Consider the following 22020-nt stretch of genomic DNA (forward strand, 5'->3'; position numbering starts at 1 on the left):
CGCCTCTTTGGGTCAGCCCCCGAGCTTCTTGGCGACCCCCGCGAGATCCACGCCGGTGGCCGCGCGGATCTGCTCGCTGGCACCGATGGCCTTGCGGGCCAGCTCGGTTCCATCGGCCTGGGCGGGCAACACGCTCATCTTGCCGATGCTGAGCGAATGGTGTGCTCCCGAAACGTGGGAGAGCATGGGCAGGAGGTTCTGCAACGCCAACACGTCCCGAGCGGCCGTGCCCCCCGAGCGATAGGCTTCCACCAGATCGTGGAGCGCCTTGGCTTCGGCACGACCGCGCTCCATGGTGTTCGCGGCTTCACCTCGGGCCTGCTCCTCCGCGGCGCGTTGGCGCGCCAGGGCCGGCTGAACCACGTCCGCTTCCAGACGGCGCTTCTCTTGGGGTGCGCGAGCCTTCTGTCGCTCGATCTCGGCCTTCACCTGGGCGATCTGCGCCACCACCTGGCCGCGGGCTTCCTGGATCATGGCTTCCCGGCGGCTGCGGGCGTCCGCCACGCGCTTGGCGGTCTCTTCCCGGGCGATGGACAGCTCGGCATCGAGCTTCGCGATCTCCGACGCTGCCCAGTTCGTGGCCTGCTGCACCTGGGCGTCGGCCCGGGCCTCGGCCTCGGCCACGGCCTGCTCCTGGTTCAGAGAAGCGCCGCGGATGCGGCCGATGCTCGCGAGGTAGTTCACCTCGTCCGTCACGTTCTGGATCTTGAGCGTATCGAGCACCAGCCCCATGCGGCTCATGTCGTGCTCGGCCTCGTCCAGCAGCGTGTGCGCGAAGCGCATCTTGTCCTCGTTCACCTCTTCCGGTGTGAGGCTGGCGAGCACGCCGCGGAGGTTCCCTTCCAGAGTCTCCTTGGCGATGTAATAGATCTCTTCCCGCGTGCGCCCGAGGAAGCGCTCCACGGCGTTGGCGAGCAACGGCTCGTCCCCGGGCAACTTCACGTTGGCCACGCCCTGCACCGTGAGCGGAATACCGCCCTTGGAAAAGGCGCCGGACACGTGAACCATGACGGTGAACATGCTGAGATCCATCACGTCCACCTGCTCGATGAGCGGCCGGCGCATACGGCGGCCACCCCGCACGAAACGGTAGGCGACGTTGCGGCCCTCCATCTTGCGCTTGCCACCGCTGAAGATGAGAGCCTCGTTGGGCGTGGCCACCCACAAGAGCTTCTTCACCATCACGTAGATGGCGCCGATGACCACCGCGACCGTGAGCGCGAGCACCAAGAGAACGTCCATCAGCGTACCCCGCCCTTCTTGCCCGTGAGGAGTTGGTTCATGTCCACGCCCAAGGCCGCACCGGTTTCTTTCAACACCTCGGATACGGCCGCCGGGAAGCTCGCTACCGCACCCGTGAAGCTTTCGCCGTCGCCGCCGTCGACCACGGACAGGTCTGCGATCTTGGTGCGCGTGACGCGGGCGACGGCCGCTTCCACGAAGCTCTTCAAGTGTTGCAGCACGTACAGATCGCGGCCGTCAGCGCCCGCCGCCTGCCACTCCTGAGCCACCACCGCCAGCGCGCCCGCCGCGGCCTTGCCGCTCTCCACCACCGGCGCTGCGCGCCCGCGAGCGTCTGCCTCGGCGGCCAAGCGGTCCGCCTCCGCGGGCAAGAATACGTCGCATTCCAAACGCAGCCGCTCGAGCTCCGCGCGCATCGACTGCAGCTCCTGCTCGGCTTGGGCGCGTGCCGTTTCCGCAGCGACTTCGGCCTCGTTTTCGATGGCCTTGGCTTCGGCTTCCAGTCGCGCCATTTCGCCACGCAGCTCGTTGCGCTTGGTGAGCACCTGCGCCTCGGCTTGCTTTTGTGCTGTTTCCGCTCGCCGCCGGGCAGTGGCTTGCGCCTCCGCGATGGCCTGGTTCGCGATGTTCTCCGCGTTCTGGGCGTCGCGGATCATGCGGGCGATGCGCGCGCGGCCAAGGTTGTTCAAGTAGCTCTGCTCGTCCGACACGCTCTGCACCTTGAGCACATCGAGCTCGAGCCCCAGCTTGTCGAAGTCCTCCTTGGCGTTCTTGATCAGCGTCTCGGCGAACTTGAGGCGATCCTCGTTCACCTCTTCCGGCGTGAGCTCGGCGACGACCTCGCGCAGCACGCCTTCCAGCGTTTGCTGGGCCACCGCACCGATCTGGCGTGGAGTCATCGACAGCGAACGCTCGATGGCGTTGCGCATGAAGGTGGCGTCGTTGCTCAACTTCACGTTGGCGATGGCGTGCACCATCAACGGGATGCCACCCTTGGAGTACGCGTTCTGCACCTCCACCTGCACGGGGATGAGGCGCATGTCCATGCGGTTCACCTCCTCGAGCACCGGAACGCGGAAGCCGCGGCCTCCGTGCAGCACGTTGTAACCGACGGTGGAGCCGTCCGAGAGCTTGTGCTTTCGGCCGCTGATCACGACGATTTCGTTGGGCTTGCAGATGACGAGAAACCGCGAGACGACGAAGATGACGAGGGCCAGCAGGACGACGAGCCCGACGGCTCCCCCCAGCAGCATCATGGCCGTATCCAGGTCCGTCCCCAGGTCCGGAATATCGGTGGGCATGGTGGCGGAGGATAGGTCACCCCCTCCGCGCGCGATACCAAAAGTCAGCGTTTGGGCGGCAGGAGCTCGGGCGGGGGCCGCCCCACGCGCGCGGTGCCGGAATCGACCTCTTCGACCAGGACCATGTCGCCGGCTTCGAGGTCGTCCTCGTCGGTCGTCGCGAGCAGGTCCACGGTCTGCCCCTTGAGCTCGATGCGCACCTTGCCGTGGGCACGACGGCTCACGGGAACGAGCACCTTGCCCACACTTCCAACGGCGTCCGTCGTGCTCCCGCCAGAGCTCATCTCCGCACGGGAAAGCAGACGAAACGTCAGCGAAGCCGCGAGACCCGAAACCAGCCCCATGGCCACCGCCAAGCCAATGGTGACGGGGCTCGTCGTCATACGGAAGTAGTGCAGCAACGTGCCCACCATGCCGAACGCCAGGAAGGCGAAGGTCCAGAACCGCAGCGACAGGAAAATCGGCAAGAATCCGCCGTCGCCGTGGCCCACGTGGCCATGGTCCGCGTCCACGTCGGCGTCGATGTCCGCGTCGATGTCGCCGTCCGCGTCCACGTCCAAGTGCGCGTCGGCGTCCGCATCTCCGTGGCCGGAGAAGAGCAGCTGCATGGCGATGGTGCCAACACCGACAATCAGCGCAGCGAGGTAGAGGATCCCCACGAGCGCATTCTAGGCCAGACCTCCGGTTTGGCTATGAAATGCGTCAGCTGCCGGCCCGCCGTGGACGGTGGTATAGACGGAGCGTGCTGATCCGACCCCGACGAAACCGCGCCCGAGCCGCCACCCGCGGGTTGGTGCGTGAAACCGAGCTGTCCGCCGCGCACCTGGTGCTGCCCATGTTCGTGCACGAGGGGGACGGCGAAACGCCGATCAAAAGCATGCCTGGCCACTCGCGCCTCGGCATTCGCCGCTTGGTGGAAAAGGCCGCCCAGGCCTACGAGCTGGGCGTGGCCGGCGTCGCCCTGTTTCCGGCGCTGGCGGACGACTTGAAAGATTCTCGCGGCAAGGAGAGCGAAAATCCCGAAGGCCTGCTGCAGCGCACGATTCGCGCGCTCAAGAAGGACGTCCCGGAGCTGCTCGTGATCCCGGACGTGGCGCTGGATCCGTATTCCAGCGACGGCCACGACGGCGTGGTGATCGACGGCCGCATCGACAACGACATCACGGTGCCGATCCTGGCCAAGATGGCCGTGGCCCAGGCCGCCGCCGGCGCGGACATCGTGGCCCCCAGCGACATGATGGACGGCAGGGTCGGCGCCATCCGCCGCGCTCTGGACGAAGCCGGCTACACCGACGTCGGCATCTGCAGCTACTCGGTGAAGTACGCCTCGGCGTTCTACGGCCCCTTCCGCGACGCCCTCGACTCGGCGCCCAAGAGCGGCGACAAGAAAACGTATCAGATGGATCCCGCGAACGTGCGCGAGGCGCTGCGAGAGATCCGCCTGGACGAAGCCGAGGGCGCGGACTGGCTGATGGTCAAGCCGGGGCTGCCCTACGCGGACGTGATTCGCTTCGTGCGCGACAACACCGCCCTGCCGGTGGCGACGTATCACGTGAGCGGCGAGTACGCGATGCTCAAGGCCGCCGCCGAAAAGGGCTGGCTCGACTTCGACAAGTGCCTGCTCGAGAGCCTTACTTGCCTGCGCCGCGCCGGCGCCGACGTGATCTTCACCTACGGCGCCGTGGAAGCCGCCAAGCTCCTCCGCTGACCGCATTCCTTTGTTGGTCCGGCGCGAGCCCCGTCGCGCGGCGAACACACGGTGCGTCGCACTGACGCCGGCCTCTTGCGTCACGTCCGGCTCCTATGTACCGGATGAGGCTCGATGAACATCAAGACGGCGACATTGGGTGTAGCTTCGGTGGCGATTGCGCTGTTGGCGTGCAAGGAGAACAAGGCACCGGCGCCAGCCGCCACGACCACCCCGGTCGCGGCTCCCGCGCCGACGCCGAGCCCCACCGTCGCCGAGACCGCCACCGCCGCGCCGGTGGAGAAGCCCGACGTGGACGAGCATGGCATCCCGGAGATCCCGACCGGCCGCTCGAACCCGCCCACCGTCGCGGAGTGGAGCGCGGCGGCCACGGTCAACACCCAGGGCGCCAACTCGCAGGCCCAAGATTGCTTCATGAAGATCGTGCGCGAGTGGGTGAAGGTGCACTGCGAGGGCGACGTCAAGAGCATCTCCGACAAGGACGGCCTGCCGCGTTCGAGCGCCGATTACTACGAGTCGATCCGGCTCGGCACGATGGCGGACTTCGTGTTCCGGCTGAAGAAGGGGCGCACCATGAAGATGCGCATCCACCGCGACGGAAACCGCGCCAGCTTGTTCATCAACTGGCCCGCGTCGAAGGACCGCCCAGTTCACGTCGCGCTGGCGCAGATCAAGGAATAGCGCGGGCGCAGCGACGGGATTCGCGCCGGACCAACATAGAAACCGTCACAAGCCCAGGACGGACTTGTAGGCGCCGCGCACTGCGCGGGTCACGTCCTGGTAGCGTTCGAGCAACGCTTCGCGGGCGTTGCGGTGGGCGCTGTCCGCGATGCCCATGCGGCGCGCGAGCTGTCCGAGGCCGCGGCGGTGGGCGTCCAGCACCGTGGCGCTGGTGCCATGCAACACGTGCATGCGCTGCTCGAGGCGACGCAGGAACGCGTAGCTCTCGCGCATGACCTCGAACTCGGGGCGCGGCAGGTAGCCCGCGGCAAACAGCGCTTCCAGCGCTTCCAGAGTGTCCGGCGTGCGCACCCGCGGATCGCGACCGTGGGCCATCTGCAGCCACTGCACCGCGAACTCGATGTCGAGCAGACCGCCGTGGCCCAGCTTGAGGTCGAAGCGGCCGTCGCGCTCCACGGCGAGCTCGTCTTCCATGCGCTGGCGCAAGCGATGCATTTCGGCGACGGGAGGCGGGCCGGCCTCGTAGGCGGCCTTTTCGGCGAGAGCGATCACGCGGGCGCCGAGCTCCGGATCTCCGGCGCAGGCGCGCGCGCGGATCAACGCTTGACGCTCCCAGGCGGCGCCGGAGGACTGCACCGCCGGACGCGAGGCGTCGACCTCGTCGGAGACCGAGTGGTACCGCGCGAAGGACGCCAGTGAGGTGACCAACATGCCGTGGCTACCGCTGGGTCGCAGGCGTGTGTCGAGCTCGTAGCCCGCGCCATCGGGATGCGGTCCCGTGATCAAGCGGATGGCCCGCTGCGCCGAGCGCACGTAGTACTCCTGCGGATCCTTGCCGGCCGGCGCGTGGTCTCCGTCGTAAATGAAGAGCACGTCGAGATCCGATCCGTAGCCGATGTCACGACCGCCCAGCTTGCCGACGGCGATCACCGCCAGGCCCTTGGGCTCGGCACCGAGCTCGAGCGCCACGGCGCGCTCCAGCGTGGCGTCCGCGAGATCGCTCAGCAGGCGAGTGGCGTCGCGGATCTCGATGGTTCCCGCGAGATCTGCCACGGCGACCTCCACCGTGACCCGACGCTTGGCTCGCCGCAGACCGCGCACGATGCGATCCTTGCGATCGTACTCGTCTTCGTCTGGCGGTGCGCCGCGGCAAGCCTCGCTGAGCTCGGTGCTCACGACCTCTGCAGCGTCGGGTGGCGCGCCTCCGCCGAACAAGATCACGTCGGCCAGATCCGGACGGCTCACGACGGCCTCGCCCACGAACACACTGGCCCCGAGCACGGTGACGAGACGGCGCAGAGCGAGCACGTCGTTCGCCACGGCGGACACGTAGGGTCCCGGCGCCAGAAAGCGTCCGAAGAACGAGCGCAGGGTTCGCGCGGCGAGATCCGGATCCGCGGACTGGGCGATGGCGTCGAGCACCTGGTCCGCGAGCTCGGGATGCCGTTCCCGCGACAGCTCACCCAAAAGGCCGTCGGGGCGCCGCGCCAGGGATGCGAGATGCTCGCCGATCTCGCTACTACCGAACAGGCGCTCGGATTTTTCGAACAGCGCGTCGCTCGGCTCGTCCAACAGAGCGATGAGCGCCTGATAGCGCGGCGGCGGATGGGGCGCCTCGGGCAACAGAGACGCGAACAGCTCCGCCACGACCGTCCGCTTGGAGGCGAGCTCCAGCTCGAAGGCGGCCACGTCCTCGAAACCGAGGGAGCGTGCCAGCCGGCGGCGCTCGCCCTCGGTGTCTGGCAAGAGGTGCGTCTGCACCCCGGTCATCCACTGCACCCGGTGCTCGGCGCGGCGCAAGAGCAGGTACGCCTCCACGATGCCGCGGGCTTCGAGGTCCGTGACCAGCCCACGGCTTCGCAAGCGCTCGAGGGCCCCGAAGAAGCTCGGCACTCGCAGGCTCGGCTCCCGCCCGCCCCAGATCAGCTGCAGCGATTGAACGAAGAACTCCGCCTCGCGAATGCCGCCCAAGCCCAGCTTCAAGTCCCGCGCTGGATCGCTCGATAGCTCCACCCGCGAGCGCACCACCAGCTCGGCGAGGGCGGTAGCGACGCTGGGATCCACCTTGCGGCGATACACGAAGGGCGTGATCACCTCGCGCTCGAAGGTCGCCCCCAAGGCGGCATCTCCGGCGATGGGACGCGCGCGCAGCAGCGCCGCGCGCTCCCAGAGCCGCCCCCAGGTCTCGTAGTAGCGCTCCGTGGCGGCGACGGAATTCACCAGAGCGCCCCGCGAGCCCTCCGGACGCAAGCGCAAGTCCACGCGCCAGACCATGCCATCAGCCGTGGGATTCTCGAGCGTGCTCACCGCGCGCCGCACGACGCGGGTCCAGAAGTCGTGGCTGTCGACCTCGCCGCTGCACTCGTCAGTGTCGTACACGAAGATGACGTCCACGTCGGAGCCGGCGTTGAGCTCCCAGCCGCCGAGCTTGCCCATGCCCAACACCACCAGCGAGCTGGGCTCGCCGTCGGCGCGCAGGGGCCGCCCGTAGCGCTGGGTGTAGTGGTGCGTGGCCTCGGCGAGGGCCACCTCGAAGGCGGTCTCCGCCAACTCGGACAGCTCCCGGGCGGTGACCTCGATGTCCGCGCCACCGAGGCCCGGCGGCCACAGCTCTCGAAGCGCGATGCGCACCTTCTCGGCCCACACCTCACGGCGCAGGTTCCGCTGAACGGCTTCCTCTTCCGAGAGGTCGCCCACGGCGGCCAGGAGCCGCGCCATGGAGTCCGCGCGCTGACGCTGCGCTCGCCAGCCCTCGTCCTCGATGCGCCCGAGGGCCGCGAGCTGCCAATCGTGCACCGGCGTGAGCGCCGGATACGCCGTGGAGAGCAGCAGCGCGAGGCGCCGCGAACCGAAATCTTTCAGCAGTGTTTCGGCCCGCTCGGGGTCGATGGCGCGCGCCAAGGACAGCGGATCGTCGGCGGAGGGCATCGGCGTTTCGCAGTGTAGCGGATCCGGTTGGCGTGGCCGCGACCTTCGGCTACGACACCGGCATGCGGTTCCTGTGCGTCTCCGACATCCACGGCCACGCCGACGCCCTCCGGGCGGTGATGCGCGAGGCGGACGCCCACGGCTGGGACCAGCTCGTCGCCTGCGGCGATCACCTTTTTCCCGGCCCCGCCCCGCTGGAGACCTGGAAGCTCCTGGTGGAGCACCGCGCCTTGTGCGTGCAGGGCATCGGGGATCGCGCGCTGGCTCGCCTCAATCCCGACAAGCTCTCGGCCACCAACGCGGCGGAGCGCCAGCGCCTGGAACGGCTGCGGCAAATCCACGTGGAGCTCGGCGAGCTGATCGTGGCGCGGCTGAACAAGATGCCCACCATCGCGCGCTTGCCCCTGGAAAACGGCACGGAAATGGTGGTCGTGCACGGCTCCCCGGCGGACGCGACGGAGTCGTTCACGCCGGACATGACGGACGAGGAGATCGGCGCTCTGATTGGAGACGATCCTGCGGACATCGTGATCTGCGGCGGCAGCCACATCCCGTTCCAGCGTCAGATCGATCACATTCGCGTGGTGGGCGTGGGCAGCGTCGGCGAGGCGCCGGGGGGCGGCTACGCCCACGGGGTGATCGTCGAGAGCACCCCCCTCGGCACCGCCATCAAGGAAGTCGTCGCCGAGCTGTGAGAGCTGCTTCGCGCACCGCCTGCTCCAGGCGCTCCGGAGCGACGGGCTTGTCGAGGCACACGTTGTCCACGCCGTCGAGGAACTCGACGAGCTCGGGCTGGAGCGCGCCTCCCGTGACGAACACGACGCGCGCCTCATGACCCGGCCAGGTGTGGCGCACGGCCTCGTGGAAGTGGCGACCGTCCTTGTCGGGGAGCATCAGATCGCACAGGTACACGTCGTACTGCTCGCCGTCGCCAATTCGAGAAAGGGCGGCGTCCACACTGTGGACGGTGTCCACCTGGTGTCGCTCAGATAGCAGCAGAGACAGAACGCGAGCGACGGCGGGCTCGTCGTCGATGACCAGCACCCGCGCGGCCGGGCCTGCCGCGGGGGCGGCTCTGGGCGGAATGCTCGTGGTCGCCCGCAGGGGCGCCGCGGGCAGGGTCACGCTGAAGGTCGAGCCGGCGCCCAGGGTGCTCTCCACCTCCAGCGTTCCGCCCAGCTCGCGAACCACGCGATGACAAATGGCCAAGCCCAACCCGGTTCCCTCCCCGTGCTTGGTGGTGAAGAACGGGTCGAAGATCCGCTCGCGGTCGTGGCTCGAAATGCCGACGCCGTCGTCTTCCACGACCACCACGACGTTGCCGGCCTCGTCCAATCTCGTCTTCACCGCGATCAGACCACGGCGATCCTTGGGCATGGCATGGGCCGCGTTCACCAGCAGGTTGATGAACACCTGAGCCAAACGTCCCTCGTCCGCCATCACCGGGGGAACGGGGTCCAGGTGGCGCTCCACGTCGGCGCGGTGCCGGATCTCGTGCATGGCCATGCGCAGGGACGACTCCACGCTGTCCGCAACGTTCACGGGGCCTACCTCCGCCGCGGTGGCCCGTGAGAACGCCTTCATGTCGGTCACCAGCCGGCTCACCCGCTCGGCCCCGTGCTTGGCGTTTTGCAGCAGCTCCTTGATCGAGTCGATGGTGCTCCCGTCGCGCGACAGGCGCAGGAGCGCCAGATCCAGGTTCCCGAGCACGTACGTCAGGGGGTTATTGATCTCGTGGGCCACTCCGGCGGCCAGCGTGCCGATGCTCACCAAGCGTTCCGTCATGGCCCGCTCGCGCTCGGCCTGAGCACGGTCCGTCACGTCGCGAGTGATGACCAGCACTTCGTCCTTGCCCAAGGGGATGACCCGCGTCTCGTGACGACGCATATCGCCGCCGAGCTCCGCCGAGTACTCGAAGTGCTGCACTTCACCGGACTCCAGCGCTCTGCCCAGATGAACCAGACCGCCCTCCACCACGTCCCGAGGCAGGTCGGGATGATCGTCCAGCATCTCGACGGTGCGGCGGCCGCGATAGGCCAACATCATCTCTGCCCCGGGCCCGCGGGCGTCGATCACCGTGCCATCCCGCTCCAGGTGGACCACGAGATCCGGGAAGGCGTCGAGCAGAGCGCGGTTCATGCGTTCGCTGCGGCGGAGCTCGTCCTCGGCGTGGCGCGCCGCAAAGGCGGTCTCCACCAGCTGCCGTTCGCGTTCGCCGAGCTCTGCTTCCTGGCGCGACAGCTCCTCGATCACGTCGCGCGAGCCGCGCACCACGCCCAGCAGGCGGCGGAGGCTGGCCGTCCAGCTCCGCCGCGCCGGCAGCGTCACGTCGAAGACACCTCTGCGAGGGGTGATCGCGGCGCGCACTTCCGCCGGTGGCAGCCCCAGCTGTTCCGGCATCGCGGAGAAGGCCCCCACCGCCATCCACAGAATGGACGCGCACTCACGGTAGGGCTCGGGAATGTCCACGGTGATGCGCACCTGGTGTGGACCCAGGTCCTCGATGTCGAGCTCGATGATGCGATAGGTGCTGGGGCCGAACCAACGAACCGCCACGTGGAGCACCCCTCGGGGGTCCACCACGAAGGAGGCCACCCTGCGGACTTGATCGAGCAACCGAACGTTGGCGACCTGTCGCCCTGCGCGTTCGAGCCCCGCCGGGCCCCCCAGCAGCTCGCCGGAGATGTCGCACAGCTCCGCCCAGTCGTTCCACGGCACTCGGGCACGTCGGTTTTCGAGCACGTGGCGCGGGATGGGCGAACGCGCGATCAGCTCGTCCAGGTCCAATAACCCGGCCTTGGCGCAGTCTTCGAAGAAGACGAAAGCTCGACACGAGACGTCGCTCACCGCGTCCAGTGTCTCGGTGCGTCGAGGCCGATGCAAGCCACGCGGCCTTCGGCTAGAATCGCTGTCGTGCGGCGCGCGCTATTGTTCATCGCGTTGGTGGTCGGCGCTTGCGGGGACGACCGCGCGGAGGAAGCTCCGCAGGCCGTGAGTCAAGCCGCAGTCGTGGGCCCAAAGGTGGCTCTGCTCTCCACGCGCCCTGGCGCCACGGAGACGGAGCTTCGACTCCAGCCCATCGGCGCAAGCACGCCGAGCGCGCCGGTCGGCCACGTGCCGCACGTGGCCGACGGCACCGTGCGCGGCGCGCTGTTGGGCGACGGCGTGGTGGTCGTGGCGGACGCGGAGCGGCGGCGCGATCCGTCCTTCGGCGCGTGGCTCTACCGGCTGCGGCCCGGCGCACCGGCGGCCAAGCTGGTGAGCGGTGTGGTGCATGCGGCACGGCCGTGGGTCACGGCGGAAGGCACGGTTCTCGTCGAACGCGGGGAGGCGGGTCCGGAGACGGACGGCCAGCTGCGCACGGACTCCCTCACGGTCGACGAGATCGCGCCGGAAACCGGCGCGGCTCGCACCGTGCACGCGTTCTCCGGCTACGCCACCCACATCGCCGGCGTCACGGGCAAAGAGGTGCTGCTCTATCGCGTCGCCTGGCAGCACGCGGATCTGGTCGCCGTACGCATCGACACCGGCACCCTGCGCCCGCTGCTCGCGGAGATGCCCGCCTTCGCTCGTGACTTCTCCGTGGACGCGGACGGAGCCCGCGTGGTGTTCACCAACCGCGACGCCCAGGGCTGGGTGGTGCAGGCGGTGCCGCTCGCCGGAGGCACGGCCAGCGAGCTGGTGCGGGTCGGCGGCATGTGGGCTACACCCCACGCGTTCCCCGGCGGCGGTGTGCTGCTCAACGACGGCCGCGGCGCAACCGTGGTCGGTGGCAACTCGGCCCTCAGCCGACCGCTCGGGCCCGGCTTCGACGAGCTCCGCGCGGCAACCGATGAATGGGCCGTGCTCGAGCACCACGTGCCCAGCGACTTTTCCACGCCCTTCGCCGTGGAGCTGAAGACCGGTGCGGTCCAGCCGTTGGCAGCGCCGCGGGGCGTGCGCATCGACGTCGCGGGGGTGCTGCCGTGAGGCGCTGGCTCATCAGCGCGGCGATCCTGCTCGGATCGAGCAGCGCAGCCGCGTACTGCCCCTGCTACACGGCCTCGAGCTCGAACAACACGCACAACTGCGGCATCGAGGCGAAGAACGGCACCAACCCCAGCGTCACGGAGTGGCAGGGGATCTTCGATCTCGTCGCCCAGGGGCCCACGGTGTGGCAGAACCAGGGTCCGGCGGTGGCGGACATCGGCCAAGGCTGTGGCAACCCCGAGCCGCTGCACGACGTGCCGGCCAAGTTCGCCTGCGAGCTCCTGAAGGCCATCGCCATGGCGGAGAGCGGCTGGACGCAGTTCTGCGTTCCGGACACGCCGTCGGATCAGGTCGGCGGAGCCTCGCGCACCATCATCTCCTTCGACTGCGGCTACGGCGTGGGTCAGGTCACCAGCGGCATGCACGCGGGAGAGAACCCGAGCTTCGACCAGCAGCGCGTCGCCGGGGAAGCCACCTACAACCTTGCGACCGGCGCCAGCATCCTGGCCAGCAAGTGGCGCGCCACCAAATGCGTCGGGGACAACCAGCCCACCATCGTGGAGGATTGGTACACCGCCGTGTGGGCGTACAACGGTCTCGCCTACACCAACAACCCGAGCAACCCGAAGTACAGCTCCAGCCGCGGCGTGTACAACCCGCAGGTGGGCGGAGCCGCGCCCTATCAAGAGAAGGTGTTCGGTCGCGTGGAGTACCCGACCGGCTCGTACTGGGAGAGCGTGCCCCTCGCCTACCCGGACGTCGCCGAGGTAGGCGGCTCCGGCGCGCCTCCAAACCTGAGCGAGCCCCACTGCGCCTCGCCCACGGACTGCGCCAACACCCGTCCGGTGCACACCTCCAACTGCTTCGGTGGCACCACCGTGCCGGACGCCGGAACGGGCGGCGCCGCGGGCTCCGTCGGTACCGGCGGCGCGCCGCCGGATGCCGGTCCCTCGACCGGGGGCGGCGCGACGATCGACGCCGGCCCTTCCACCGGCGGCGGCAGCAGCGGTCAGAAGACCAAGGTGGTCTCGGACGACGCCAGCGGCTGCAGCTGCCGCGTCGCTGGCTCCCGGCACGCCCCTTCGAGCCTTTGGTTCCTGAGTATTTTCGGACTATTGGCCCTGCGGCGCCGCAAGTCCTGCTAACTGCACCTACACTCACCTACCCTTAGGCGTTGGCGCCTGTGGGCAGTTCTGGTAGAGCCGCGCCGCCAGCCGGGACCCGCGGGTTCCCGGAATGACGAGGCGAGGCCAAGCGCCCCGAAACGGTGAGGCCGAGGGCCGCACATGCCGTGCGACGCTCCCTCATCGACGGCGTGGAAGCTCGCCTCCGCGAAAGCGGAGGTAATCCCATGTCAGTTTCGTCCGTCCGTGGCTTCATCGACAAAGCCACGATCCACTTGACCACCCTCGCGGCGCTGCTCGCGACGCTCCTGTTCAGCGCGAGCGCGTGGGCCAGCGAAGGCGAGTCGGGCCATCACGGCGGCGGTGAGGCCAACCTGGTGCTGCCCGACCTCGACAGCGTTCACATGCTGGGCATGACCGGCAAGAGCCTCCTCAGCTGGGGCCTGCTCGTCACCGCTCTCGGCTTGGTGTTCGGCGTCGTCACCCTGCGCCAGATCCGCGACCTGCCCGCTCACAAGTCCATGAAGGAGATCAGCGACCTGATCTGGGAGACCTGCAAAACCTACCTGATCACCCAGGGCAAGTTCATCCTGATGCTCGAGATCTTCATCGGCTCGATCATCCTGGTGTACTTCGGGTTCTTGCAGCACTTCGAGCCGCTCAAGGTGATGGTCATCCTGGGCTTCAGCTTGATCGGCATCGCCGGCAGCTACGGCGTGGCCTGGTACGGCATCCGCATCAACACCTACGCCAACTCCCGCACGGCCTTCGCGAGCCTGGAAGGCAAGCCCTTCAGCGTGTACGCGATCCCGCTGAAGGCGGGCATGAGCATCGGAATGCTGCTGATCAGCGTGGAGCTGATCATGATGCTGGGCATCTTGCTGTTCATCCCGCGGGACTACGCGGGCCCCTGCTTCATCGGCTTCGCCATCGGCGAGTCCTTGGGCGCCTCCGCCCTGCGCATCGCCGGCGGCATCTTCACCAAGATCGCCGATATTGGCTCCGATTTGATGAAGATCGTCTTCAAGATCAAGGAAGACGACGCCCGTAACCCCGGCGTGATCGCCGACTGCACCGGCGACAACGCCGGCGACAGCGTGGGCCCCTCCGCCGACGGCTTCGAGACCTACGGCGTGACCGGTGTGGCGCTCATCACCTTCATCCTGCTCGCGGTCCCCGTGGAGCTGGTGCAGGTGCAGCTCCTGGTCTGGATCTTCGCCATGCGCATCATGATGGTGGTAGCGAGCGGCGTCTCGTACCTGCTCAACGAGGCGTACCAAAAGGCCACCCTGGGCGATGCCAAGTCCTTCAACTTCGAGAAGCCCCTCACCCAGCTGGTGTGGCTCACGTCCTTCATCAGCATCGGCCTCACGGTGCTGGTCAGCTACCTGCTGATCCAGACCCTGGGCGACGGCACGCTGTGGTGGAAGCTCAGCATCATCATCAGCTGCGGCACCCTGGCCGGCGCGGTCATTCCGGAGCTGATCAAGGTGTTCACCTCCACCGAGTCCCGCCACGTGGACGAGGTCGTCACCTCCTCCAAGGAGGGCGGCGCCAGCCTCAACATCCTGTCGGGCCTCACCGCCGGCAACTTCAGCGCCTTCTGGATGGGCGTGATCGTGCTCGTGCTGATGGGCGCGTCCTACTACGTCAGCAGCATGGGCCTGGGCGACATCATGCTCGCTCCCGCCGTGTTCGCCTTCGGTCTGGTCGCCTTCGGCTTCCTGGGCATGGGCCCCGTGACCATCGCCGTGGACTCCTACGGCCCCGTCACCGACAACGCCCAGAGCGTCTTCGAGCTGTCCACCATCGAGAGCATCGAGGGCATCGAGGAAGAGCTGAAGAAGGACTACAAGCTCGACGTCGACTTCGAGCGCGCCAAGCACCTGCTCGAGGAGAACGACGGCGCGGGCAACACCTTCAAGGCCACCGCCAAGCCGGTGCTCATCGGCACCGCCGTGGTGGGCGCCACCACCATGATCTTCAGCATCATCGTGGTGCTCACCAACGGTCTGAAGGAAAATCAGGAGAAGCTCTCCCTGCTCCACCCGCCCTTCCTGCTCGGGCTGGTGGCCGGCGGCGCGATGATCTTCTGGTTCACCGGCGCCTCCACCCAGGCGGTGACCACCGGCTCCTACCGCGCGGTGGAGTTCATCAAGAAGAACATCAAGCTCGACGGCGTGGTCAAGGCCAGCATCACCGACAGCAAGAAGGTCGTCGGCATCTGCACGCAGTACGCCCAGAAGGGGATGATCAACATCTTCTTCGCGGTGTTCTTCGGCACCCTGGCCTACGCCTGCGCCGAGCCGTTCTTCTTCATCGGCTACCTGATCTCGATCGCCCTGTTCGGCTTGTTCCAGGCCTTGTTCCTGGCCAACGCCGGCGGCGCCTGGGACAACGCCAAGAAGGTGGTCGAGGTCGATCTCAAGGAGAAGGGCTCCGCCCTGCACGACGCCACCGTCGTGGGCGACACCGTCGGCGATCCTTTCAAGGACACCAGCAGCGTGGCCATGAACCCCATCATCAAGTTCACCACGCTGTTCGGCCTGCTCGCCGTGGAGCTCGCCATCACGCTGTCGCGGGAGACCAGCGCGGTCCTCGCCGCGATCTTCTTCGCCATCACGCTGTTCTTCGTGTGGCGCTCCTTCTACGGCATGCGCATCCACTCGGGCCAAACCCCCGAGGCGTCCACCCCCGCCAAGGCGGAGCCCACTCCCGCAGAGTGAGCCCCACCCCGGCCAAGGCGGAGCCCACTCCCGCAGAGTGAGCCTCCCGCCCGCGCCGCGCACAGGGCGTCGGCGTGGCCGCAGTGAAACCGGGCCAGTCTCTCCTCCCCGAGAGACTGGCCCTTCTTCTTTTGTTGTCGGTCCGCCGCGGAACCACCCTCCACCAAAGCGCGGCTCGTAAACGCTCGTCGCCCTCCCCGAAAATACGCCACGAGCCATCTTTCGTGTGCCGGCCACCTTCTCGCCGCGGCCCACCGTGCTTTCGCACTCGCATCCGCGTGCGTCCCCGCTTCACAAAAAGAAGTCGCCGCGCGCTCCGTGAGGGGACGGGAAGAGCGCGCGGCGACCGAAGGCGTGAAGGCGTGAAGGCGTGGGGACTGACGCTCAGCGCTTTTCGATCGGCTCTCCGAGCTCGTTCGCGGGGCGCAACAGGTTCAGCGGCAAGCGGAAGTAGCGGTGGCCGTTCTCCGCGGGAGGCGGCAAGTGGCCCGCGTCGATGTTCACCTGGACGGACTGAAACAGGAGCTTGGGGGCGGCGAGGGTCGCGTCCCGCGCGGTGCGCATCTGGATGAACTGCTCCCGCGTCGTCTTGGCGGAAAGCTGCGGGTTTCGCTCCTTTTCCTTGGCGACGGTGCTCTCCCACGCCGGCTCTCGGCCGCCGGGCATGTAGTCGTGGCCGACGAACACCCGCGTCGCGTCCGGCAGGGCGTAGATCTTCTGCATCGAGTCGTACATCGCCTCGGCGCTGCCCGCCGGGAAGTCGCAACGGCCGGTGCCGTAGTCGTCCATGAACAACAGATCGCCGGTGAAGATGGCGTCACCGATCTTGAAGGTGACGCACGCCGGCGTGTGCCCGGGCGTGGCGATCACCTCGACCCGGAGCGTTCCGGCTTCCAGCGTCTCGCCGTCGGAAAGCAGTCGATCGAACTGGCTGCCGTCCGTGGCGAAGCCGTCGTCGAGGCCGAACAAGCCCTTGAAGGTCTTCTGTACCGTCTTGATGTTCTCGCCGATGGCGACGGGCGCCTCGAAGCGCTTCTTGAGGAGCTGCGACGCTGACAAGTGGTCGGCGTGGGCGTGCGTCTCGAGCACCCAGCGCAAGCGGAGCTTCTCGTCGCGCACGAAGTCGCTCACCTGGTTCACGCTCTCGGTGAACGTGAAGGAGCCCACCGGGTCGTAGTCGAGCACCGGATCGATCACCACTGCGTCCCGACTGCTCTCGTCCCACACCACGAAAGTGACGGTGTACGTGCGGTCATCGAAAAAGCCCTTGATCTGCATCGTTTCCTCCATGCGCTCGGACCCGCCGAGCAAGAGAAGGTGAGCAAGTGTCGGGCCAACGCGCGCCCTAAGATTTGCAGGGACTTTTCAGGGTGCCGCCGCGCGAAGATGGACGTTTCATGTTTCACCCGCGCGAAAATTACGTTTCATCTGGTTGCCCGCGGGGGCGTCCGGGACGGGGCTCGCGCCGAACCAACAATCAGCTGTCGAGGCCGGAGCGCAGGGCGGCCACCAGCTCGCGGACGGCAGCCACGCGACCCGCGGTGTCTTTGGCGCCGGCGATGGCGCGCACCACGGCGGTGCCCACCACCACGCCGCTGACGCCGGCGTCGGCGACGGCGCGGGCGCGCTCCGGCGAGTCGATGCCGAAGCCGACGGCCACGGGCACGCCGATGTCGCGCTCGAGCTTCGCGGCGACCTTCGCGGCTTCGCTGAGGGGCGCCTTGGCGGAGCCCGTTACGCCGGTGAGGGACACGTAGTAGACGAAGCCGTCGGCGCCATCCACCACCAGCGGCAGCCGCTCGGGGGACGTGGTCGGAGCCACGAGGGGGATCATCGCGAGCTCCGCAGCGCGCGCGGCACCACGAAGCAGCGCGCCTTCTTCCGGCGGCAGATCCACCACCAGCAGGCCGTCCACGCCGGCAGCGGCGGCAGCGGCGGGCAGCTCTTCCTCGCCGAAAGCCACGATCGGATTCAAGTAGCTGAACAGCACCAGCGGCGCGGCGCTCTGCTGGCGCAGGCCGCGGGCCACGTCCAGGGCGCGGCGCAAGGAGCCGCCGTGCTCGATGGCGCGGTGACTGGCCGCGGCGATCACCGGCCCGTCCGCCGTGGGATCCGAGAACGGCACGCCGAGCTCGAGCACGTCCGCGCCCGCTTCCAGCGCGGCGCGAGCGCAAGCCAGGGAGTCCTCCACGGAAGGATCCCCGATGGTGAGATACACGACCAGGCGGGTCTTGCCCGCCCGCGTCGAGAAGCAGTGCCGAAGGCGCTCCGCCGTCATGACCGTCGCTCGAGGAGGGTGGAAAGGTCCTTGTCACCCCGGCCCGAGAGGCACACCGCGAGGGTGACGGGGCGACCGAGACGCTCGCGTTCCCGCTGGGCGATGTCCGAGAGCCGCGCAAAGGCATGGGCCGTCTCCAGCGCGATCAAAATGCCTTCTTGGCGCGCCACCCGCACCACGGCGTCGAGCGCTTCTTCGTCCGTCGCCGCCAGGTAGCTGGCCCGACCGGAGCGCGCCAGCGCGGCGTGCTCCGGGCCGACGCCGGGGTAGTCGAGGCCGGCGCTTACGGAGTGCGCTTCCAAGATCTGACCGTCGTCGTCGGACAGCACCAAGGTGCGGGAGCCGTGCAGCACGCCGACGCGCCCGGCGGTGAGCGTGGCCGCGTGCTTGCCCGTGCTCACGCCCTCTCCCGCGGCTTCCACGCCCCACAGCGCCACGGGCTCCGGCATGAACGCGCGGAACATGCCGATGGCGTTGGAGCCGCCGCCCACGCAGGCGACCACGGCATCCGGCAGCGCGCCGGTGTGATCGTGGAGCTGCGCCTTGGCTTCGTCACCGATCACGCGCTGGAGCTCCGCCACCAGCGTGGGGTACGGGTGCGGGCCCGCGGCGGAGCCCACGCAGTAGTGCGTGGTGCTCACGTTCGTGACCCAATCGCGCAGGGCTTCGTTCATTGCGTCCTTCAGCGTGCGGGACCCGCTGTGCACGGGAGTGACCTTGGCCCCCAAGAGCTGCATGCGGGCGACGTTGGGCGCTTGCCGCTCCACGTCCACCGCGCCCATGTACACCTCGCAGGGAATGTCGAGCACCGCGGCCGCCGTTGCCGTCGCCACGCCATGCTGCCCTGCGCCCGTCTCGGCGATGATTCGCGTCTTGCCGAGCTTCTTGGCGAGCAGCACCTGACCCAGGGCGTTGTTGATCTTGTGCGCGCCGGTGTGACACAGGTCCTCGCGCTTGAGCCACAGCGCAGCGATGGTGTCGCCCTTCGGATCCAGCGCTCGGCGCAAGCGCTCGGCGCGCGTCACGGGGGTCGGGCGCCCGACGTAGCTCCGGAGCATGTCCCGCCACTCGCTCTGGAATGGCTCCGCGAGCACGATGTCCTCCAGCGCTCGCTCCAGCTCGGCGAGGGCGACCACCAGCGTCTCCGCGACGAAGCGGCCGCCGAACTCTCCGAAGTAGCCGGCGCGGAACGGCTCGGGCGCAGTGCTCTGAGTCATGGGAAGGGACAGTCTCGTGCGCGAGCCCGGTGCGCGCAAGGTCAGGGTGCGCCGCCGTCAGCGCCTTCCGGAACCAAGCGGCAGCTCACGGCGGCGCCGGTGGCCGTGGCACGAAAGCCGCCGTCCGGCAGCTCGCGCTCCGACCAGCGCTCGCTCAGGGTCATACGCCCCTCTCGTGCTCGGTCCTGCGGGATGCGAAAGTCCGACAGCACGGCGGAACCGCTGCTCGGCTCCAGCACCACCTGGTACACGTCCTCGCCGCCTTCGGAAAAATGCTGCTCGGCAACGACGGTGTCTCGCGCCGGGGCCGTCTCGGCCAAGAGCAGGCGCCCGTCCTTCTGTTTCGTGAGCACCACCGTGGCGCTTCGCGCCACCGGGGCGCGGCTGCTGTCCACGCACTCGCGCTCCTGATAGCGCGCTAGCGTCGTTCCCGACAGCTCGCGGCGCGCGCCCTGGGCGCTGCCACCGCGAATGCTCGCCGAGGAGCACGCCGCCACCACGACGGCGCCCGCGAGCAGCGCGCGCTTCACGCCGCCCCCTTGCTGGCGCGCACGAACGCCGCGACCCGCGCTGCGTCCTTCTTCCCGGGCGCGCTCTCCACGCCGCTGGCCACGTCCACGCCCCAGGGAGAAACTTCCGCGATCACCTCGGCGACGTTCTCCGGCGTGAGCCCGCCGGCGACGATCACCGAACGCTCACGGCACAGCTCGCGCACCAACGCGAGCTCGAGACGAACGCCGCTGCCCCCGAGCACTCCGGCCACCCGCGCGTCCACCAACACGCGGTCCCCCGGCATGCGTCGCGCCTGCTCCACGTCCGCGGCGCCTCCGACGCGCACGGCCTTGTAGGCGCCGGGGAGCAGCGCCGCGACCGCGCTTTCCGCCTCGCCGCCGTGGAGCTGCAGGGTGGCGAAACCGACGCGCTGCCGCAGCGCGCCAGCGTCGGTCATGTCCGCCACCACGCCGACGATTTCGAGCGACGTGCCCACGGCGCCGACGATGCGCCGCGCGTCCTCTTCCGCGAGCTTCCGCGGCGACCCGACAACAAAATTCAAACCGATGGCATCAGCTCCCAGATCCCGCGCGAGGACGGCATCCTCCACCGACGTGACGCCGCAGATCTTGACCCAGGTCACTCGATCTTGAGCAGCTCTTTGACGGTGGCGATGACCTGCGGAGCCTGGATCGGCTTGGTGATGTAGGCGTTCGCCCCGAGCTGCAGGGCACGCTGGCGATCTTCCTGCGAGCCCTCCGTCGTGATGATGACGATGGGAGTGTCCTTGTGCACCGGATCGCTGCGCACGCGCTTGACGAGCTTCAACCCATCCATGATGGGCATGTTGATGTCGGTGACGATGATGTCGTAGCGAGCGGAGGCGAGCTTGCGCAGACCATCCACGCCGTCGTCCGCCTCGGTCACGCGCAGGTTCTTCACGCGGGCCAGGGCGAAGACCAAGAGCTGCCGCATCATCGGCGAGTCTTCGACTATCAAGCAGGAGTATTCGGCCATGGGTCAAACGCTGAGATCGAGGAAGGCTTCCAGCCCGGGCATTTTTCGTTCCGCCTGAACGAACAGGCTGGCACTGACCAGCGCCGAGGCGGCGTGCTGGCCCAAGAGCTTGAAGAGCTCGAAGTCGATGGTGTCAAAGCGAGTCTTTTGCGACAGCGTGGAAAAAATCGCAATCACCCCGACGACTTGGTCGTCCACGGAGAGGGGAACGATGGCCGCCGGACGCAGAAGCGAGCCCTTGCTCGGGTCCGAATCTTCCTCCACGGAGGCTTCCCCGCTCTGGAAGACGGTGCCGACCGGCCCATTGTCCACGGGGCTCGGGCTCAGCTCCTCGCCGCGAACGCCTTCGAAGGCGACCGGGACCAGCTCTTGGCGGTCTCGATCCGCGAGGTAGATGCAGTAGCGTTCCGCGCCCACCAGCTGCGCCAAGACCTCTTTGATGCGCCGCGTGACGCCGCGGGGGGACAAGCTCGCGTGGAGCTGATTGCTGGCGACGAACAGGTTGGCGAGGTTCGCGAACTCCCCCTCGATCTCGTGAAAGCGGGTGGAAAATTCGTTGGAGACCGCTTCCGCCTTCTGGGTGCGGTTGAGCAGGTCGCTCTTGTCCCGCTCCAGCTCGGCGATCTTGTCGAGCAGCTCCCGAATGGCGGAGTCCGCCTGCACCTTGGCCCTGAGCTCGGCGTTCTCCGACTCCAACTCCGATAGCCGCCCCTGCATGCGCTCGAACTCCGCGATGGACTCTTCCGTGAGCCGCGCACCCTTGGTGAATGTCCTGAGGAACTGATCGCGTTCCTTCTTGAGATCCTGGGGCGGCGCATCGCTACGCCCGGTTCGTCGACCTCGATCCTCGTCCGACATTCCACTCTCGCTGGCGGTCCAGAGGGAGCACGGTATCACGCTCCGCCGGGCCCCCGCACGGGTGAGGGACGGCCCGACGGCCGGGAAGACATTTTCCGGCCCCTTCGCAAGGATTCCGGCCGCTTTGGGGGCGTTCTTGCTACCCTCGAAGGCCGTGACCGACGATTCCGCCGACTTGGATGCCATCGACGAGCTTCTGGAGGCCGGCGACCTCGAGGGCGCGCGCTCGAAGCTGAGCCAGGCCACCGAGCAGGGCAACGCCCTCAAGGTGCTGCGCATCAAGCTGTCGATGTACGACGGATCCCTGTCTCCCGGCGCGGCGATGCAGCGGCTGATTCAGATCATGCGCACCGACGCCAATGCTCCGCGCGCGAAGGAGCTGTACCAAGAGGCGTCCAACTCCGCCTATCAGAGCCGGCAGTCCTCCGTGTCGCACTCGCATCCGCCGCCGCCGACGGATTCAGAAGACGACAGCTGAG

Annotated in this window: 19 protein-coding genes; 7 read left to right on the forward strand and 12 right to left on the reverse strand. The window is 68.1% G+C overall.

Going from position 1 to position 22020, the window contains the following annotated elements:
• Positions 1–12 precede the first annotated feature (12 nt).
• Genes H6717_13495 through H6717_13505 form a run of 3 tightly spaced genes read right to left on the reverse strand, consistent with a single transcriptional unit; the run spans position 13 to position 3202 of the window.
• Positions 13–1242 carry a flotillin family protein gene (locus tag H6717_13495; GenBank protein MCB9578032.1) on the reverse strand — a complete coding sequence of 410 codons (1230 nt, stop codon included), beginning with the start codon at positions 1240–1242 and terminating at the stop codon, positions 13–15.
• Positions 1242–2543: a flotillin family protein gene (locus H6717_13500; protein ID MCB9578033.1), complete on the reverse strand. Its 1302-nt coding sequence runs from the start codon at positions 2541–2543 to the stop codon at positions 1242–1244. The genes H6717_13495 and H6717_13500 overlap by 1 nt, the downstream gene beginning before the upstream one ends.
• Positions 2544–2587: 44 nt before the next feature.
• A complete protein-coding gene (locus H6717_13505; protein ID MCB9578034.1) occupies positions 2588–3202 on the reverse strand; it encodes an NfeD family protein in 615 nt (204 codons plus the stop codon).
• A 38-nt stretch (positions 3203–3240) separates the two neighbouring features.
• Between H6717_13505 and hemB the strand changes: the two genes are divergently transcribed.
• Both hemB and H6717_13515 read left to right on the forward strand, forming a co-directional pair.
• A complete protein-coding gene (gene hemB / locus H6717_13510; GenBank protein ID MCB9578035.1) occupies positions 3241–4251 on the forward strand; it encodes a porphobilinogen synthase in 1011 nt (336 codons plus the stop codon).
• Positions 4252–4365: 114 nt separating this feature from the next.
• Positions 4366–4932, forward strand: coding sequence for a hypothetical protein (locus H6717_13515; protein MCB9578036.1), 567 nt, complete (start codon positions 4366–4368; stop codon positions 4930–4932).
• Positions 4933–4977: 45 nt separating this feature from the next.
• Here H6717_13515 and glnE read toward each other — a convergent pair whose 3' ends face one another.
• Positions 4978–7860: a bifunctional [glutamate--ammonia ligase]-adenylyl-L-tyrosine phosphorylase/[glutamate--ammonia-ligase] adenylyltransferase gene (gene glnE, locus H6717_13520; GenBank protein MCB9578037.1), complete on the reverse strand. Its 2883-nt coding sequence runs from the start codon at positions 7858–7860 to the stop codon at positions 4978–4980.
• A 62-nt stretch (positions 7861–7922) separates the two neighbouring features.
• On the opposite strand from glnE, the gene H6717_13525 reads away from it, so the two are divergent.
• Positions 7923–8555, forward strand: coding sequence for a metallophosphoesterase family protein (locus tag H6717_13525; GenBank protein ID MCB9578038.1), 633 nt, complete (start codon positions 7923–7925; stop codon positions 8553–8555).
• On the opposite strand, the gene H6717_13530 is transcribed toward H6717_13525, so the two are convergent.
• Positions 8530–10707 carry a response regulator gene (locus H6717_13530; protein MCB9578039.1) on the reverse strand — a complete coding sequence of 726 codons (2178 nt, stop codon included), beginning with the start codon at positions 10705–10707 and terminating at the stop codon, positions 8530–8532. The two genes, H6717_13525 and H6717_13530, sit on opposite strands and share 26 nt — an antisense overlap.
• A gap of 66 nt (positions 10708–10773) precedes the next feature.
• Between H6717_13530 and H6717_13535 the strand changes: the two genes are divergently transcribed.
• From H6717_13535 to H6717_13545, 3 genes are all read left to right on the forward strand, one after another.
• Positions 10774–11829, forward strand: a complete 1056-nt coding sequence (locus tag H6717_13535; protein ID MCB9578040.1) for a hypothetical protein — start codon at positions 10774–10776, stop codon at positions 11827–11829.
• A complete protein-coding gene (locus H6717_13540; protein ID MCB9578041.1) occupies positions 11826–12974 on the forward strand; it encodes a hypothetical protein in 1149 nt (382 codons plus the stop codon). The genes H6717_13535 and H6717_13540 overlap by 4 nt, the downstream gene beginning before the upstream one ends.
• A 206-nt stretch (positions 12975–13180) precedes the next feature.
• Positions 13181–15679, forward strand: coding sequence for a sodium-translocating pyrophosphatase (locus H6717_13545; GenBank protein MCB9578042.1), 2499 nt, complete (start codon positions 13181–13183; stop codon positions 15677–15679).
• 384 nt (positions 15680–16063) lie between these two features.
• On the opposite strand, the gene H6717_13550 is transcribed toward H6717_13545, so the two are convergent.
• The 7 genes from H6717_13550 to H6717_13580 form a co-directional block, all read right to left on the reverse strand.
• Positions 16064–16957 carry an MBL fold metallo-hydrolase gene (locus H6717_13550; protein ID MCB9578043.1) on the reverse strand — a complete coding sequence of 298 codons (894 nt, stop codon included), beginning with the start codon at positions 16955–16957 and terminating at the stop codon, positions 16064–16066.
• A gap of 199 nt (positions 16958–17156) precedes the next feature.
• A complete protein-coding gene (locus tag H6717_13555) occupies positions 17157–17957 on the reverse strand; it encodes a tryptophan synthase subunit alpha (protein ID MCB9578044.1) in 801 nt (266 codons plus the stop codon).
• On the reverse strand, positions 17954–19174 hold the full coding sequence (gene trpB, locus H6717_13560; protein MCB9578045.1) for a tryptophan synthase subunit beta: 1221 nt from the start codon (positions 19172–19174) through the stop codon (positions 17954–17956). The genes H6717_13555 and trpB overlap by 4 nt, the downstream gene beginning before the upstream one ends.
• A gap of 41 nt (positions 19175–19215) precedes the next feature.
• The gene (locus tag H6717_13565; GenBank protein MCB9578046.1) at positions 19216–19704 is read right to left on the reverse strand and encodes a hypothetical protein; all 489 of its coding nucleotides are present in this window, start codon (positions 19702–19704) and stop codon (positions 19216–19218) included.
• Complete coding sequence (locus tag H6717_13570; GenBank protein ID MCB9578047.1) at positions 19701–20309, reverse strand: phosphoribosylanthranilate isomerase; 609 nt, start codon at positions 20307–20309, stop codon at positions 19701–19703. Before H6717_13570 ends, H6717_13565 begins: the two co-directional genes overlap by 4 nt.
• On the reverse strand, positions 20306–20683 hold the full coding sequence (locus tag H6717_13575) for a response regulator (GenBank protein ID MCB9578048.1): 378 nt from the start codon (positions 20681–20683) through the stop codon (positions 20306–20308). The genes H6717_13570 and H6717_13575 overlap by 4 nt, the downstream gene beginning before the upstream one ends.
• Before the next feature lie 3 nt (positions 20684–20686).
• Complete coding sequence (locus H6717_13580) at positions 20687–21541, reverse strand: GAF domain-containing protein (protein MCB9578049.1); 855 nt, start codon at positions 21539–21541, stop codon at positions 20687–20689.
• Positions 21542–21695: 154 nt separating this feature from the next.
• On the opposite strand from H6717_13580, the gene H6717_13585 reads away from it, so the two are divergent.
• A complete protein-coding gene (locus H6717_13585; protein MCB9578050.1) occupies positions 21696–22019 on the forward strand; it encodes a hypothetical protein in 324 nt (107 codons plus the stop codon).
• Position 22020: the final 1 nt, after the last annotated feature.

Source organism: Polyangiaceae bacterium (assembly GCA_020633235.1).
Classification (GTDB): Bacteria; Myxococcota_A; Polyangia; order Polyangiales; family Polyangiaceae; genus JACKEA01.